Source organism: Acetoanaerobium pronyense (genome assembly GCF_017874355.1).
Classification (GTDB): domain Bacteria; phylum Bacillota; class Clostridia; order Peptostreptococcales; family Filifactoraceae; genus Acetoanaerobium; species Acetoanaerobium pronyense.
Window position 1 is genome coordinate 198,824 of sequence record NZ_JAGGLI010000001.1, and the last position, 15,718, is coordinate 214,541.

The 15,718-nt window shown below is 33.7% G+C and carries 16 protein-coding genes and 2 pseudogenes; all 18 read left to right on the forward strand.

Features of this window, described 5'->3' with window-relative positions; translation table 11 throughout:
• Positions 1–2: 2 nt before the first annotated feature.
• Positions 3–218, forward strand: a pseudogene (locus J2Z35_RS14955) (motility-associated protein); the annotation flags it as partial.
• 141 nt (positions 219–359) lie between these two features.
• Positions 360–785, forward strand: a pseudogene (locus tag J2Z35_RS14960) (motility protein A); the annotation flags it as partial.
• Positions 785–1,534, forward strand: a complete 750-nt coding sequence (locus J2Z35_RS00970) for a flagellar motor protein MotB (protein WP_209658409.1) — start codon at positions 785–787, stop codon at positions 1,532–1,534. The pseudogene J2Z35_RS14960 and the gene J2Z35_RS00970, both read left to right, overlap by 1 nt.
• Before the next feature lie 24 nt (positions 1,535–1,558).
• Positions 1,559–1,990: a flagellar basal body-associated FliL family protein gene (locus J2Z35_RS00975; protein ID WP_209658411.1), complete on the forward strand. Its 432-nt coding sequence runs from the start codon at positions 1,559–1,561 to the stop codon at positions 1,988–1,990.
• 17 nt (positions 1,991–2,007) lie between these two features.
• Complete coding sequence (gene fliM, locus J2Z35_RS00980) at positions 2,008–3,006, forward strand: flagellar motor switch protein FliM (protein ID WP_209658413.1); 999 nt, start codon at positions 2,008–2,010, stop codon at positions 3,004–3,006.
• Positions 2,996–4,168: a flagellar motor switch phosphatase FliY gene (gene fliY / locus J2Z35_RS00985; protein ID WP_209658415.1), complete on the forward strand. Its 1,173-nt coding sequence runs from the start codon at positions 2,996–2,998 to the stop codon at positions 4,166–4,168. Before fliM ends, fliY begins: the two co-directional genes overlap by 11 nt.
• A 22-nt stretch (positions 4,169–4,190) precedes the next feature.
• Positions 4,191–4,553, forward strand: coding sequence for a response regulator (locus J2Z35_RS00990; RefSeq protein ID WP_209658417.1), 363 nt, complete (start codon positions 4,191–4,193; stop codon positions 4,551–4,553).
• A gap of 1 nt (position 4,554) precedes the next feature.
• Positions 4,555–4,839: a flagellar biosynthetic protein FliO gene (locus J2Z35_RS00995; protein WP_209658418.1), complete on the forward strand. Its 285-nt coding sequence runs from the start codon at positions 4,555–4,557 to the stop codon at positions 4,837–4,839.
• Positions 4,817–5,605, forward strand: a complete 789-nt coding sequence (gene fliP, locus J2Z35_RS01000) for a flagellar type III secretion system pore protein FliP (protein ID WP_330623305.1) — start codon at positions 4,817–4,819, stop codon at positions 5,603–5,605. Before J2Z35_RS00995 ends, fliP begins: the two co-directional genes overlap by 23 nt.
• A gap of 11 nt (positions 5,606–5,616) precedes the next feature.
• On the forward strand, positions 5,617–5,886 hold the full coding sequence (gene fliQ, locus J2Z35_RS01005) for a flagellar biosynthesis protein FliQ (protein WP_209658420.1): 270 nt from the start codon (positions 5,617–5,619) through the stop codon (positions 5,884–5,886).
• A gap of 11 nt (positions 5,887–5,897) precedes the next feature.
• Entirely contained in the window at positions 5,898–6,686 is a 789-nt protein-coding gene (gene fliR, locus J2Z35_RS01010; RefSeq protein WP_209658422.1) for a flagellar biosynthetic protein FliR, read from the forward strand.
• 2 nt (positions 6,687–6,688) lie between these two features.
• Entirely contained in the window at positions 6,689–7,780 is a 1,092-nt protein-coding gene (gene flhB / locus J2Z35_RS01015) for a flagellar biosynthesis protein FlhB (protein WP_209658424.1), read from the forward strand.
• A gap of 10 nt (positions 7,781–7,790) precedes the next feature.
• On the forward strand, positions 7,791–9,818 hold the full coding sequence (gene flhA, locus J2Z35_RS01020) for a flagellar biosynthesis protein FlhA (protein ID WP_209658426.1): 2,028 nt from the start codon (positions 7,791–7,793) through the stop codon (positions 9,816–9,818).
• Positions 9,818–11,038, forward strand: coding sequence for a flagellar biosynthesis protein FlhF (flhF, locus tag J2Z35_RS01025; protein WP_209658428.1), 1,221 nt, complete (start codon positions 9,818–9,820; stop codon positions 11,036–11,038). Before flhA ends, flhF begins: the two co-directional genes overlap by 1 nt.
• A 2-nt stretch (positions 11,039–11,040) precedes the next feature.
• Complete coding sequence (locus J2Z35_RS01030; RefSeq protein ID WP_209658430.1) at positions 11,041–11,937, forward strand: MinD/ParA family protein; 897 nt, start codon at positions 11,041–11,043, stop codon at positions 11,935–11,937.
• Positions 11,934–12,575: a flagellar brake protein gene (locus J2Z35_RS01035; RefSeq protein WP_209658432.1), complete on the forward strand. Its 642-nt coding sequence runs from the start codon at positions 11,934–11,936 to the stop codon at positions 12,573–12,575. The genes J2Z35_RS01030 and J2Z35_RS01035 overlap by 4 nt, the downstream gene beginning before the upstream one ends.
• Positions 12,572–13,660: a protein-glutamate methylesterase/protein-glutamine glutaminase gene (locus J2Z35_RS01040; protein WP_209658434.1), complete on the forward strand. Its 1,089-nt coding sequence runs from the start codon at positions 12,572–12,574 to the stop codon at positions 13,658–13,660. The genes J2Z35_RS01035 and J2Z35_RS01040 overlap by 4 nt, the downstream gene beginning before the upstream one ends.
• Positions 13,661–13,662: 2 nt before the next feature.
• The gene (locus J2Z35_RS01045) at positions 13,663–15,711 is read left to right on the forward strand and encodes a chemotaxis protein CheW (RefSeq protein ID WP_209658436.1); all 2,049 of its coding nucleotides are present in this window, start codon (positions 13,663–13,665) and stop codon (positions 15,709–15,711) included.
• The last annotated feature ends 7 nt before the right edge of the window (positions 15,712–15,718 follow it).

The following is a 15,718-nucleotide window of genomic DNA, read 5'->3' on the forward strand; positions in this document are numbered from 1 at the left end:
CCTTGGATTTATCTACAATCATAGGAATTGTCTTAGGGGTAGCTTTGATTCTTTTCGCCATACTTATTAATGGGAGTCTTGGAAGCTTTATAGATCCAGCTTCTATAATGATAGTGGTGGGAGGGACGCTTGCAGCAACACTTGTAGCCTTTCCAATACCACAGGTAAAAGATATAATAAAATTAACTAGAAAAACATTTGCAAACAGAGATTCAAATCCTGGAAATATCATTAATGATATAATCGGGCTTGCAAATAAAGCAAGAAAGGAAGGTCTTCTTTCCCTTGAAGAAGCCACAGAATCATTAGAAGATGATTTCTTAAAAAAAGGTCTAATGCTTGTAGTTGACGGTACAGACCCTGAGCTTGTGAGAAATCTTTTAGAGACAGAGCTTGATTTTATTGAGCAAAGACATAAAGCAGGACAAGGGCTATTTGAGACTATGGCAGTACTTGCTCCAGGATTTGGTATGATAGGAACACTTATAGGACTAATAAATATGCTCCAAAATCTAGATAATCCAGATACTATAGGACCATCTATGGGGGTTGCTCTTATTACTACACTTTATGGAGCACTTATAGCAAATCTGCTTTTCACACCAATGGCAAACAAGCTAAAAGTGAAAAGTGGAGAGGAAATTCTAGAAAGAGAAATTATGGTTGAAGGTCTGCTTTCAATTCAAGCTGGTGAAAACCCTAGAATTATAGAAGAAAAGCTTAAAGCATTCTTACCTCCATCACTACGAGGTTCTATTGGGGAAGGAAACGGAGTTGAAGACTAATGGGTAGAAAAAAGAAAGTTGAAGAAAAAAAAGGCGGAGTAGCAGAATATATGCTTACATACGGCGATATGATGACCCTGCTACTATGCTTCTTCGTACTTTTGTTTTCCTTTGCATCTATTGATGCAAAAAAGTTTGAGGCAGTGATACAGTCTTTTAGTGGAGCACTGGGAGTATTAGAGGGCGGAAGAACAGTGGAGGATATACCAGCTATAGATACAGGACTTATAGATGATGGAGCATCCAGTCAGGTTCTTGAAATGCAAAGCTTTCAAAATCTTGAGAGAACAATCCAGGAGTATCTTGACCAAAATAATCTCTCTGATAGTGTTACAATTTTAAACGAAAGTGCTGGTCTTTTACTTAGATTTCAAGACAATATACTTTTCGACCCTGGTAGCGCAGATTTAAAATCTGACTCAGCTCAAATAATGATATATATAGGGAATCTTCTAAATGGTCCTGATTTTGAAAATAAATTCATTAGCATTGAGGGTCATACAGATAATATTCCTATGAATACTCCTAGATTCCCTTCAAACTGGGAGCTTTCAGTAGGAAGAGCCAGCAATGTTGTAAGATTTTTAATTGAAAACACGAACATCGATTCTGAGAGAATATCAGCAGCAGGATATAGTGAGTATCACCCTGTGGTACCTAATGATTCTCCTGAGAATAGAGCAAGAAATAGAAGAGTTGACATAGTAATACTTAAAGATATGTATCATAGAAACACTGCACCAAACTAAACTATACTCTTAGGAGTGATGATATTGGATAATAAGAAAATAGCTATTTTATCTATTGTAGCGTTTGTGGTTTCCTTGATTGTATTTGGAACCACTCTATACCTAGTGTTTTTTAGGACTCCTGTTGCAAATGGAGAAGGATCTCCCTCGAAACCAAGAGCCACATATAGACACGATATTGGGGAATTCTCTACAAACATAGGAAGTAGCGGAAGATACTTTAAAGGTAATATTGTGGTAGAATCAGGGAATAAGAAAACTCCTGCAGAGCTTGAAAAAAATATAGAACCTGTTAGAGATGCGGTAATTCAAATCCTTATGGGACAAGACTTAAAGCAAATGATGACTCCTTCTGGAATGCAGGTAATAAGAGACTCTATTACCAAAAGTCTTACAGAAATACTAGGTATAAATGATATTACAAATATTTATTTTACGGATTACATCATCCAGTAAGAGAGAGGTGAAGAACCTTGGCAGATATTATGTCACAAAGCGAAATAGACTCCCTTCTGTCTGCTCTGAATTCTGGAGATATAGATGTTTCTGAAATGAAAGAGGAAGCAGAAGAAAACAAAATAAAAAAATATGACTTTAAAAGTCCTAAAAAATTGGCAAAAGATCAGCTTAGGACTCTTAATATAATTCATGAGAACTTTTCTAGGATATTCAACACATATTTATCTGGATATTTGAGGACTATTACTCAGGTTGAGGTAATATCAGTAGAGGAGCTTTCTTACTACGAATTTAATAACTCTATATCTAATCCTGCTCTTATTGCAGTTATAGATTTTGCTCCTCTTCCAGGACAGATAATAATGGAAGCTTCAAGTAGATTGGCTTTTACTATGATAGACAGAATACTCGGAGGAAATGGAAAATATGATTCTGAATCAAGAGCATTTACCGAGATTGAACAAACTATACTAGCTAAGCTAATGAAGCAGGTTTCAGCTCTTTTAGTAGAGCCTTGGGAAAATGTAATTGAGCTTGAGCCAACACTTGACAAACTTGAAACGAATTCCCAGTTTGCTCAGATTGTTTCTCCCAATGAAACTGTAGCTTTAATCACATTAAGAGTGAATATAGGTGATGTAGAAGGCCTTATAAACGTATGTATGCCACACATAGTTATAGAACCTATACTGCCAAAGCTTTCTACAAGATTCTGGTTTTCAAATGTAAAGAAAGATATGACTGAAGATGAAAAACAGTTCTTAAAAAAGAAGGTAAAGAGAGCAAATCTTGAAGCAGCAGCTATAGTAGGTGATACATATATAACTGTAGAAGAATTCATTTATCTCCAAGCTGGAGATGTAATAAAATTAAACAGGAGTATAAATGAAGATTTAGAGCTTGAAGTTGAAGGAAAAACCAAATATTTTGGGCGGCCAGGTACGAAGAAAAACAATATGGCCTTCAAAATTACTAAAGTGGTAGAAAAGGGTGATGATGACTATGAGGAATGACATGCTTTCTCAAGAGGAAATAGATTCTCTTTTAAAAGGAGGACCTCAGGAAGAAGAAGTTACAAAAACATCGGCTTTAAATGATATAGAGATAGATGCTCTTGGAGAAATTGGAAACATAAATATGGGTACAGCAGCAACTACCCTTTTTACACTGCTTGGGCATAAGGTTCAAATAACGACTCCGAGTGTTGAAGAGACAACAATAAGCGACATAGCAAGCAGTTATCCAATACCGTTTGTTTCAGTGCAGGTTAACTACAGAATAGGAATAGAAGGTATGAATCTTTTAATCCTAAAAGAAGATGATGTTAAAATAATTACTTCTCTAATGCTTGGAGGAGATGGAAAGTCAGATATCCCTGAAGAACTAAATGATATACATCTAAGTGCTATAAGTGAGGCAATGAATCAAATGGTAGGATCATCATCTACTTCACTAGCTGAAATGTTAGGGAAAAAGATAGATATTACCCCTCCAGTTGTTTCAAAGGTTAATCTAGCTGAAGGTGGAGGCTTAGATCCAGAACTTTTATCTGCAAAAGAACCAATTATTTGTACATCATTTAAAATGACTATAGGAGACTTGATTGATAGTACAATAATGCAAATTATGCCTATAGATTTTGCTAAAGGTCTTGTAAATGGTATGCTATATGGATCTGATGAACCAGAGATTCAGCAAGAGCTAAAGGTGGAAGAGCCAACTACTATGCCTAAATCACCTGAACAAAGCGCTCATAGAGCTGAGAGCACTTATGAAAGAGAAGCCGAACCAGAGTATGATTCTTACGAAGCAGATTATGAAAGCCCTAGACAAGATTATGTTCAGCAAAATAATGTAAGAGTCCAGCCAGCTTCATTTGCAAGCTTTGATGCTCCAACAAAAAGACATGGCTCTGTACCTGAAAATATAGATTTAATTAAAGATGTACTTCTTAAAGTTACAGTAGAGCTTGGCAAGACCACCAAATCTATAGATGAAATTTTACAACTTACTCCTGGAAGTATATTAGAATTAGATAGACTTGTAGGAGAACCTCTTGATATAATGGTTAATGGAAAGAAAATAGCCAAAGGGGAAGTTGTGGTAATTGATGAAAATTACGGGATTAGAGTCACAGATATAATTAAAGCGGAAAAAAGACTTAAAAGTATCTGATAAATAAGGAGGATTATAGATAATGGCAAAAGGAATTTTATTAGTAGATGATGCGGCTTTTATGAGAATGATGCTTAAGGACATACTTGTAAAAAACGGATATGATGTTTTAGGAGAGGCAGAAAACGGATTAAAGGCTGTAGAAAAGTATAAGGAGCTTACTCCAGATCTTGTAATAATGGACATTACTATGCCTGAGATGGATGGTATTGAGGCTGTTAAAGAAATCAAAAAAATAAACCCTTCAGCTGCAGTTATTATGTGTTCTGCAATGGGGCAGCAATCTATGGTTATAGAGGCTATTCAATCTGGAGCAAAGGATTTTATTGTTAAGCCGTTTCAAGCTGACAGAATAGTGGAAGCGGTAAGAAAAGTAATAGGATAATATGGATTTCTTTATTCAAATAATAAAGGTTATTTTCTATCTGGGTGTATTTGGAGCAATACTTTATGGAGCTAAATATTCAACGGAATTTTTGGCAAAAAGAGATGAAAAACTAAGCAGAAATAAAAATCTAAAGGTAATTGAAAAAACCTATATATCAAGAGATAAACAGGTACTTCTTATAAACTGTAAAGGCAGAGAATATCTTATAGGAACTAGTAATAATAATATTTTTCTGTTAGACAAGCTAAGTAAAGAGGAAAATGATAAAAATGATAAACCCTAAAAAAAAGTTAATTATAGGTTTTTTTACAATTATTATGGTAGTTGCATTTGGAAGTGTTATAGAGGCTCAGACTCCGACCGTTCCTGAATTTTCTTTTCAGATAAGCGGTTCGGAAGATCCTAGAAATCTCAGCAGCTCAATAGAGCTTCTTATTCTATTTACTGTTTTGAGCCTTCTTCCAAGTATAATTATCATGATGACTTCATTTACTAGAATAATAGTTATATTATCACTTCTAAAGAGTGCTATGGGTACTCAACAAACCCTTCCTTCTCAAGTGATAATAGGACTAGCCCTATTTTTGACCCTCTTTATAATGGCACCTGTAGGTAATGTAGTTTACTCTGATGCTCTAAGACCATACTTTGATGAAGAAATAACCCAAAGTGAGGCTATTGGAACAGCTATGGTGCCAATACGAGAGTTTATGTTTAGACAAACTAGAGAAAAAGATATAATGCTATTTATGGAGCTTTCTCAGGATGAGGGATTTAATCAGGAAGAAGGAATCACACTGGAAGAAATTCCTAACACGGTGCTAATACCTTCGTTTATAATTAGTGAGCTGAAGACCGGTTTTCAGGTAGGATTTTTGTTATTCTTGCCTTTTATAGTAATTGATATGGTTGTAGCAAGTACCCTTATGTCTATGGGTATGATGATGCTTCCCCCTATGATGATATCACTTCCATTTAAAATATTGCTCTTTGTACTTGTAGACGGATGGGAAATGGTAGTAAGGTCCATCGTTATAGGATTTAATTAGGAGGTTTTTTTATGGATATGGATATAGTTGTAGGAGTAATGCAACAAGCCCTTACTATGGTACTTTTAATGTCTGCGCCAATGCTTCTCATTGGACTTACTGTAGGTCTTCTAGTAAGTATATTTCAGGCTACAACCCAAATACAGGAAGCGACTCTTGCATTTGTACCTAAAATAATAGCAGTAATGCTATCACTCGTTATTTTTGGACCTTGGATGATAAGCTCTATGGTTGGATTTACAAGAAATATCTTCAGTAATGTAGATATATTTATAAGATGATGGGATAAAATATGCTTAATGAACTATTTACCACAGTAATAATATCGATAAATGTTTTTTTACTTATTTTATCAAGGGTGACTGGATTTTTTCTTTCGGCCCCTTTTTTTAGCAGAACTAATTTTCCTTCTGTCCTTAAAATGGGGTTTTCAATTATAGTTTCTTACATAATTCTTCCGTTTATGGTATTTGAACTTGGTAGACCTGTTGGGACTGCAGAATTGATTTTTTTAGGATTAAAGGAGATTGTAATAGGTATAGGCTTAGGTTATGTAGCTCAAATGTTTTTTGCAATATTTGTGTCAGCAGGAGCTTTAATGGATGTTCAAATAGGTCTTTCTATGTCGCAAGTAAACGATGTTGAGCTTGGAGGACAGGTTACTATTACCTCAAGACTTATGGATATATTTGCTTTTTTAATTTTTTTATATATAGATGGTCATCACTATCTAATGAGATCTTTAATAAATAGTTTCAGCGTTTTGCCTTTGGGACAGAGTCAGGTAATAAATGGCTCTTTTTTGGAATTTATAGGAAAGCTTATGGAATATTTTTTTATAAGTGCAATAACCGTTTCTATACCTATAATGATAAGTATATTCCTTGGTAATATTCTGCTGGCATTTATGGCAAAGATAATGCCGCAGATGAATGTATTTATTGTAGGTATGCCTTTTAAAATTTTTATGGGACTTGCAGTTTTTATTATTTCTATTCCATTTATGGCAGATCTAATTAGAAAGATGCTTATGGAAATGTACAAATATTTGTTTTGGTTTTTAAACATAATTAAAGGATGATTATGAAGCCTATTACTTTCAATATAGATTTACAGCTTTTTACCGGTGAAAAAACTGAAAAGGCTACTTCTAAAAAAAAGCAAGACTCTAGGAAAAAAGGACAGGTCCTGCAAAGTAAAGAAGTTAATACTACTGTTTCCTTAATGGCATCAGTATTAGCACTCAAGATAGCTGGTGGCTTTATGTTTCGTACAGTTGCAGAAGCTATCTATTTTTTTAAGGATATTCTTTATAGTGACATTCTTTCAACAACAATGGGAGGTTATAGAGCTGTACTTTATGTAGTTTTTTTTGTAACAAAAGCAGTTTTTATAGTTATAGGAGCTGGTTTTGTAGCTGCATTTATATCTTCTAGAATCCAAGTTGGAAGTCTTTTTACAACGGAGACCCTAAAAGTAAAGCCAGAGAGGCTAAACCCTATAGAAGGATTTAAACGAATTTTTTCATTAAAATCTTTAGTAGAACTTGTAAAGTCACTTCTTAAAATTAGTATTGTAGGCTTTGTAGGGTTTTTATATTTGCGAGATAATTTTGGCCTTGTTCTTAAAAGTATGGAGCTAAGCAAAGTTCAGTTTTCTTATCTTCTCTATGATTTTGCTATGAACCTTGCAATAAGAATGACTTTTGCTATTTTAATAATAGCTATACTTGATTTTTTCTATCAAAGATATGACTATGAAAAAAATCTAAAAATGTCAAAACAAGAGGTAAAAGAAGAGTACAAACAATCTGAGGGAGATCCTCAGGTCAAAGCAAAAATAAAGGAAAAGCAAAGGGCAGCTGCCATGAGAAGAATGATGCAGGAGATTCCTAAAGCAGATGTAATAATAACAAACCCTACACATTTTGCTATTGCAATAAAATATGATGAAAGCAAATTTGATGCCCCATATATAATAGCTAAAGGGAAGAACCTAATAGCACAAAATATTAAAGAAAAAGCAAGAGAAGGGGGCATACCACTTGTAGAAAATAAGCCTTTGGCCCAGGCTTTATATAAAGAAATTGAGATAGGACAGATGGTGCCACCGGAACTATATGAGGCAGTAGCAGAAGTTCTGGCATATGTATACTCTCTAAAAGGAGCAGTTTAAGGGGGACCTTATGAGGATTAAGGATATTTTAGTAACCCTAGGGGTTATAGGCATCGTACTTATAATTATTATTCCAATACCACTATTTTTTGTGGATGTAATGTTAAGTTTAAATATATCACTTGCACTACTTATACTAGTAGTTGCTATGTATAATAGAGAAGCGCTCGATTTTTCAGTGTTCCCATCATTGCTTCTAATTACCACACTTTTTAGGCTTGCCCTCAATATCACAACCACAAGATATATTCTTGGAGAAGGAAATGCAGGACAAGTAATCGAAGCCTTTGGAAATTTTGTTATGGCTGGAAATCCAGTAGTAGGATTTGTAGTATTTACAATAATAGTTATAGTACAATTTATGGTAATAACTAAGGGTGCAGAGAGGGTATCGGAAGTTGCAGCGAGGTTCACACTTGATGCTATGCCAGGAAAGCAGATGGCAATAGATGCTGATTTAAACTCTGGTCTTATTGATGAAACTCAAGCAAAAGAACGAAGGTTAAAGATACAACGTGAAGCGGATTTTTATGGAGCTATGGATGGAGCAACAAAATTTGTTAAAGGAGATGCAATTGCAGGTATATTAATTACCCTTATAAATGTCATTGGAGGATTTGTAATCGGAGTAATGATAATGGGTATGCCTTTTATGGAAGCTATTTCAAGATTCACAGTACTATCAGTTGGAGATGGACTTGTATCTCAGATTCCAGCCCTTCTTATATCAACAGGAACTGGAATAGTAGTTACTCGCGCTGCATCAGAGTCTAGCTTAGGGCAGGATTTTGTCAATCAGCTTTTCAATAACTATCAAATAATGTTTATTATATCAGGAGTGCTGTTTTTCCTTTCAGTAACACCACTTCCATTTATTCCATACTTCCTATTATCTATGATATTTTTAGCAGCAGGGATTAATATGCTAAGAAGATCATCAGAGGAGCCTAAAGAAATAGAAGGAGTCTCAAAAGAAGAGGACGTGGAAGAAATAAGACGTCCTGAAAATGTACTGCCTCTTTTAAATGTAGACCCAATAGAACTTGAGTTTGGATATGGAATAATACCTCTTGCAGACAAATCTCAGGGTGGAGATTTGTTTGACAGACTTGTAATGATAAGAAGACAATGTGCACTTGAGCTTGGTATTGTTGTACCTATGATTAGATTAAGAGACAATATTCAGCTTCAACCCAATGAATATATGATTAAAGTTAAAGGCGTAGAAATTTCTGGTGGAGAAATCCTTTTTGATCACTATCTTGCAATGAATCCTGGAATGGCAGAAGGAGATATAAAAGGGATTGACACAATAGAGCCGGCCTTTGGACTTCCAGCAAAGTGGATAGACGAAAAAGAAAGAGAAAAAGCGGAGATATATGGCTATACTGTTGTCGATCCTCCATCTATTATTTCCACCCATCTTACTGAGGTTATAAAGAAACATTCCTTTGAGCTTCTTGGAAGACAAGAAGTAAAGATGCTTCTGGATAATTTAAAGGAAACACATCCAACTCTTGTAGATGATGTAGTTCCAGCTCTTTTATCACTTGGAGATATTCAAAAAGTACTTTCAAATCTTCTAAGAGAAGGAGTATCAATAAGGAATTTTAGCAATATAATGGAGGCACTTGCAGATTATGGTCAAGTTACTAAAGACACAGATATGCTTACAGAATATGTAAGACAATCTATGTATAGATCTATAACAAAGCAGTTTATGCCTCGCACTGAAGCAAAAGTTCTTACACTTGATCCAGATCTTGAAAGAACAATTATGGAGTCTCTTCAAACAACTGAAACTGGAACATATATGGCTCTTGACCCTTCAGTATCACAAAAACTTATATCTAGCTTAGGGGAAGAAGTTGAAAAAATACTTTCAATTGGGGAACAACCTATAATAATAACTGCCCCTGTCTGCAGATTTTATTTTAAAAAGTTTGTTGAACAGATTAGTGATGATATAATTGTTCTTTCATATAATGAAGTAGATCCCAAAGCAAAAATTCAATCCATAGGGATGGTGAGTATTTAATGCAGATTAAAAAATTTGTTGCAAAAACTGCCGCTGAGGCAATGTTACAAGTGAAAAAAGAATTAGGTGAAGATGCAATTATACTCCAAACTAAAAAAATAAAGCCAAAAGGCCTATTTTCTTTTATGAAAAAAGAACAAGTTGAGATTTTAGCAGCTGTAGAAATAAGGGAAAAACAATTAAAAAGAAAAGAATCTCCTTTAAAAACCTCTATGGTAGATACTGAAATCTACAGAAATAAAAATTATCAAAATGAAAAATTTAAATCCTATTTAAATAATGTAAAAAACAATGAAGACCTAGAAGATGAAATAAAAATTTCATCTTCTAGAACTATCCCAAAACCAATAGAAAAAGATACTATAAGCAAAGACATTGACGAAATAAAAATGGTAATCAATCATTTGAATGCAAAATTTAGTGACGCTTTTAAATCAGAAGAGGACGAAGAGTCAGAGAAAAGTAAAAATGAATCTATAAAATTCTTAAGAGATAAAGGAATATCACAAGAGCTGGCACTTCAAATAGTAGATAAGGCTATTTCTTCTCAAGGAGAGGCTTCAGTAGGAATAATGTCTAAAGTTCTTGAAGAAAAATTTAAGGGATTTAAGATTGAAGGCAGAAGCTCTTTTAATAAAAAGTACAATGTTTTTGTAGGGCCAACAGGTGTTGGCAAAACTACAACTCTTGCTAAGATAGCGTCAAGTCTTTCTATAAAAGAAAATAAAAGAATAGGATTTTTGACCCTAGACACTTATAGAATATCCGCAGTAGAGCAGCTTAAAACATATGCAGAGATTCTAAATTGCCCACTAGAGGTCGCTTATGATAAAAATGACATAAAAGACTCTCTTCAAAGACTAGATACAAGAGATACCATATTTATAGATACAGCTGGAAGAAGCCATAAGAATAAAAAGCATATGGCAGAGCTAAAAGACATGCTAGAAACTATAGATGATAAAGAGGTATTTTTAGTAATAGGAGCAAACTTCAACAAAGAAGATATTGACGAAATATTATCGAATTATAGTTTTATAGAGAATTATCATTTGATAGTAACAAAATTAGATGAAACTAGCAGATTAGGATTAATATTCGATATAATGAATGAAGCGGGTAAATCTATAAGTTATACTACATTTGGGCAAAATGTCCCTGATGATATAGAGATATTTGATTTAAAGGGTTTTATCAATGATTTTTTAAGGGAGAATTAAAGATGCAAAGATTTGACCAAGCTCATAGGCTAAGAGAAGCAATAATAAAAAAAGAAAAAATTGAACCTGAAAAAAATTCATCTTTAGATGGGCCCCAGGTCATATGCGTATCTAGTGGAAAAGGAGGGGTTGGAAAAAGTAATTTTACTATCAATCTAGCTATAGCCCTCCAAAGCTTTGGAAAAAGAGTAATTGTTATAGACGCTGATTTAGGTCTTGCTAATGTTGAAATTCTCCTTGGACTTATGCCAAAATACTCTCTTATTGATATTATAAAACAAGGCATAGATATCAAAGAAATAATCATCCAAGGACCACTTGGGATAGGAATAATTTCTGGAGGCTCTGGAATTCAAGAAATGACAGAACTTTCTCTTTACGATATGAATATTATGCTAAATGGGATAAATAGGCTCAAAGAGATGGCTGATTATATACTCATTGATACAGGAGCGGGTATTTCAAAGTCAGTAACATCATTTATAGAGGCTTCAAAGGAACTGATAGTAGTTACCACCTGTGAGCCAACTTCTATTGCAGATGCCTATGCACTTATAAAAGTAATATCATTAAATGAAAAGGATAAGAAAATAAATATTGTTGTTAACAGAGCAGAAAATATGTCAGAGGCAAAAAATGTTTTTCTTAAACTTGAAATGGTTTCCAAGAAGTTTTTAGATTTGAATTTAAATTTTTTAGGAAGTATTTTAGACGATCCTGCAGTTCCTAAAGCTGTAAAAAGCCAAAAACCTTTTATTATTGACTATCCAAAATCAAATGCAGCAATGTGTATAAGAAATATTTCTGGAAAGATAACAGATGCTCCAGTTGAAGATACTGGATTTACTGGATTCATGTCAAAGCTAAAAGGGATTTTTGCAAGTGGAGGAAAAAGATGATGGAAAAAAACTATCCTGTAGTAGGGCAAAAAATTACTTTTAATGAAGAACTAAAAAATGGAAAAAAAGTTGAATATGTCAGTCAAGTAGAAGAAATAGTAGGAGAAAAGAATATAAAAATAGCGGTACCTATAAAAAATCATCAGCTTGTAACTATAATGAATGGAAGTGTTTTGGAGATTATATATAACTTTGAAAAACGAGGTGTATACTCTTTTAAAGGTAAAGTTATATCTAAATATAAAGAAAAAATACCTACTATGCTTATTGAAATAATAAGTCCAGTAAAGAAAAGTCAAAGAAGAAATTTCTTTCGTTTAGAAGTTATAATCCCTGTTCAAATAAAGAGAATTGAGGATATAATATATGAAAAGGGATTTACTAAGGATTTAAGCGGAGGGGGCGTGAAGATTCAAACTGGAATGAAGCTGGACCTTGATGAATCTATTAAAATAGAGTTTACCCTCGGAGAAAATTCATTTTCATTAGAGGCTTTAGTAAAAAATATAAAAAAATCCGAAGAATTAGGGTATGAAATTAGTCTGGAGTTTGTAGATATATCTGATATTGATAGAAATGATTTAATAGGTTATTTATTTGAACAGCAAAGAATGTTAATTAAAAGAGGGATGAGATGATGAATAAGATACGAGTCCTCATAGTTGATGATTCAGCATTTATAAGAAAAGTATTAAAAGATATCTTAGAATCTGATCAAAGTGTAGAAGTGATTGCCGCTGCAAAAAATGGTAAAGAAGCTGTTGATTTTTTAACACGGCAGGAAGTAGATGTAATAACTTTGGATGTTGAAATGCCTGTAATGAATGGTATAGACACGTTAAAAGAAATAATGAGCTTTAAACCTACTCCGGTGGTAATGCTCAGCTCTCTTACTAATGAAGGTGCTGATATGACATTTAAAGCCCTTGATTTGGGGGCAGTGGATTTTGTTGCAAAACCTACCAATATATTCAAAATGAGCTCATCTGATATACAAGATGATATTATTACAAAGGTAAAGGAAGCAGCAAAGGTTAAGACAAAAAAAATGTCATTAAAGACTGTTACAGAATATATTCCAAAGGAGCCTATGGAAAGCTCAAGAAATTTAAAACCTATCCCTAGGGATAGAAGGTGCGAAGACGTAAAAAAAATTATCGCAATAGGGACATCTACTGGAGGACCTAGAGCATTGCAAGAAGTAATAAGTAATGTATCTGGCAAAATAGATGCACCAGTTTTAGTAGTTCAGCACATGCCTAAAGGATTTACAAAGTCCCTTGCTGAAAGGCTTAATGGCCTATCTCAGCTTACTGTCAAAGAAGCTGAAGATGGAGAACCTCTTTGTAATGGGACTGTATATATAGCACCAGGTGACAGACATATAGAAATAAAACGCATAGCAACAGGGAAATATAGTATTAAATTAAGTGATGGTCCGAAGGTATCTGGTCATAAGCCTTCAGTAGATTTTATGTTTCAAGCTTTAAGCGAAAGTACTATATCTGATGTAATCGCTGTAGTGATGACAGGGATGGGTTCAGATGGTACAAAAGGGATAGTTTCTTTAAAAAACAGCAAAAAATCATATAATATTGCTGAAGATGAATCTACTTGCGTAGTATTTGGAATGCCAAAGGCTGCAATTTCTACAGGTCAAATAGACAAAATAGTTCCACTTGGAAAAATAGCTATGGAATTAAACAAAATCATGGGGGTGTAAATGTGCTAGATTTCGAACAATATGTTGATATTTTTATAGATGAGTCCAAAGAGCATCTTCAAAGTTTAAATCAATGTTTGCTAAACTTTGAAGAAAACAGAGAAAACCTTGAAACTGTAAATGAAATTTTTAGAATAGCTCATACTCTAAAGGGTATGTCCGCTACTATGGGATTTGAGGTAATAGCCTCACTAACTCATAAGATGGAAAATATACTTGATGGAATCAGAGGGCAGAAGCTTTATGCAGAGCAGGAAATAGTAGATATACTTTTCGAGGGTCTTGATATACTTGAAGAGCAAATAAAGGCTATAGAGTCAGAAGGTAAAGAAAAATCTATAGATATATCGGATATAATAAAAAGATTAGAAATAATTGAAAAGGGTGGCGTATCTGCAAAAAAAGAAAGTCAATCAGAACCTTTAACAATAGATAATACTGCTGGTATTAGCATTTCTAGTGAAGATTTGGAAACAATAAAATCAGTAGCTGGTGAAATGAGTGAAAAGGGATTCAAAATTCATTCTCTAAAGATTGAATTAGAGCCAAATTGCATGCTAAAAGCAGCAAGAGCATTTCTGGTTTTTAAATCTCTTGAGGAAAATGGAGAAATAGTATATTCAGATCCTTCCTCTGATGATATTGAAGATGAAAAGTTTGAAAGTTCTTTCACATTACTTTTTTCATCTACGTTACCACAAGAAGATATTGAAAAACTTATAATGGACGTTTCAGAAGTAAAGTCTGTAGTGATAGCTGAATACGATATAAACACTTCTAAAGTATCCCAAGAAATTAATGTAAGTAATGAACAAGAGATAATAAATGAAGTTAATAATATAGAAAAAAATGAGACTTCACCTGAAGAAAATGAAGGGAAAGAAAAAACAGAAAAGAAAAATAAAGCTGCTAAAACTGTAAGAGTAGATATAGATAGGCTAGATAATTTAATGAATCTTGTAAGTGAACTCATAATTGTTAAAACTCGTCTTGAGGATGATGAAATAAGCTCAGATGAGCAAAGCATGGGAGAAGCAGTTGAATATCTTGAAAGAATCACTACAAGCCTTCATGATGCTGTTACAAAAGTTAGAATGGTTCCTGTTGAAAGAGTTTTCAATCGTTTTCCAAGGATGATTAGAGATTTGTCTAAAGATTTAAACAAAGAAATCGAATTACACATGTCAGGAGAAGAGACTGAGGTAGATAGAACTGTAATTGATGAAATAGGAGACCCTCTGATTCATCTTCTTAGAAATTCAATAGATCATGGAATAGAAACACCTGAAAAAAGATTAGAAAAAGGGAAATCTGAAAAAGGAAGAGTAAACTTAATTGCTTATCCAGATGGAAATACAGTTGTAATAGAAGTATCAGATGATGGAGCAGGAATAAATGTTGAAAAAGTAAAACAAATTGCAATTTCAAGGGAGATTATTACATCAGAGCAGGCAAAAGAACTTGATATAAATAGAGCCGCAGAATTAATATTTGAGCCAGGTTTTAGTACCGCTGATAAGATTTCTGATATATCAGGCAGAGGAGTAGGGCTGGATGTTGTAAAAACAAAAATAGAAGCTCTTGGAGGAAATGTAGAGATAGAAACAGAAACTGATAAAGGTTCTAAATTTATTATAAGACTGCCTCTAACCTTAGCCATTATACAGGCGCTGCTTGTAATTGTAGGAGGAGAAAAATATGCAATACCACTAAATAATATTAAGGAAATTACAAGCATAGATACAAAAGGGATTAGACTTGTTGAAAAAAAAGAAGTTGTTCTTTATAGAGGAAACACTCTTCCTTTAGTAAGACTATCAGAAGAGTTGATGTGTGCTGAGGTTAAAGAATTGGAAGACGAAGCCACAGTTGTTATAGTTAAAAAAGGAGAAAGAGAGATTGGGCTTATAGTTGACAATCTAATTGGACAACAAGAAATTGTTATAAAATCTTTAGGCAAATATCTAAGCTTTATAAATCAGATTGCAGGAGCTACAATACTTGGAAATGGCGGAGTTGCTCTAATAATAGATACCAACTCTTTATTCTAAAAAAGAG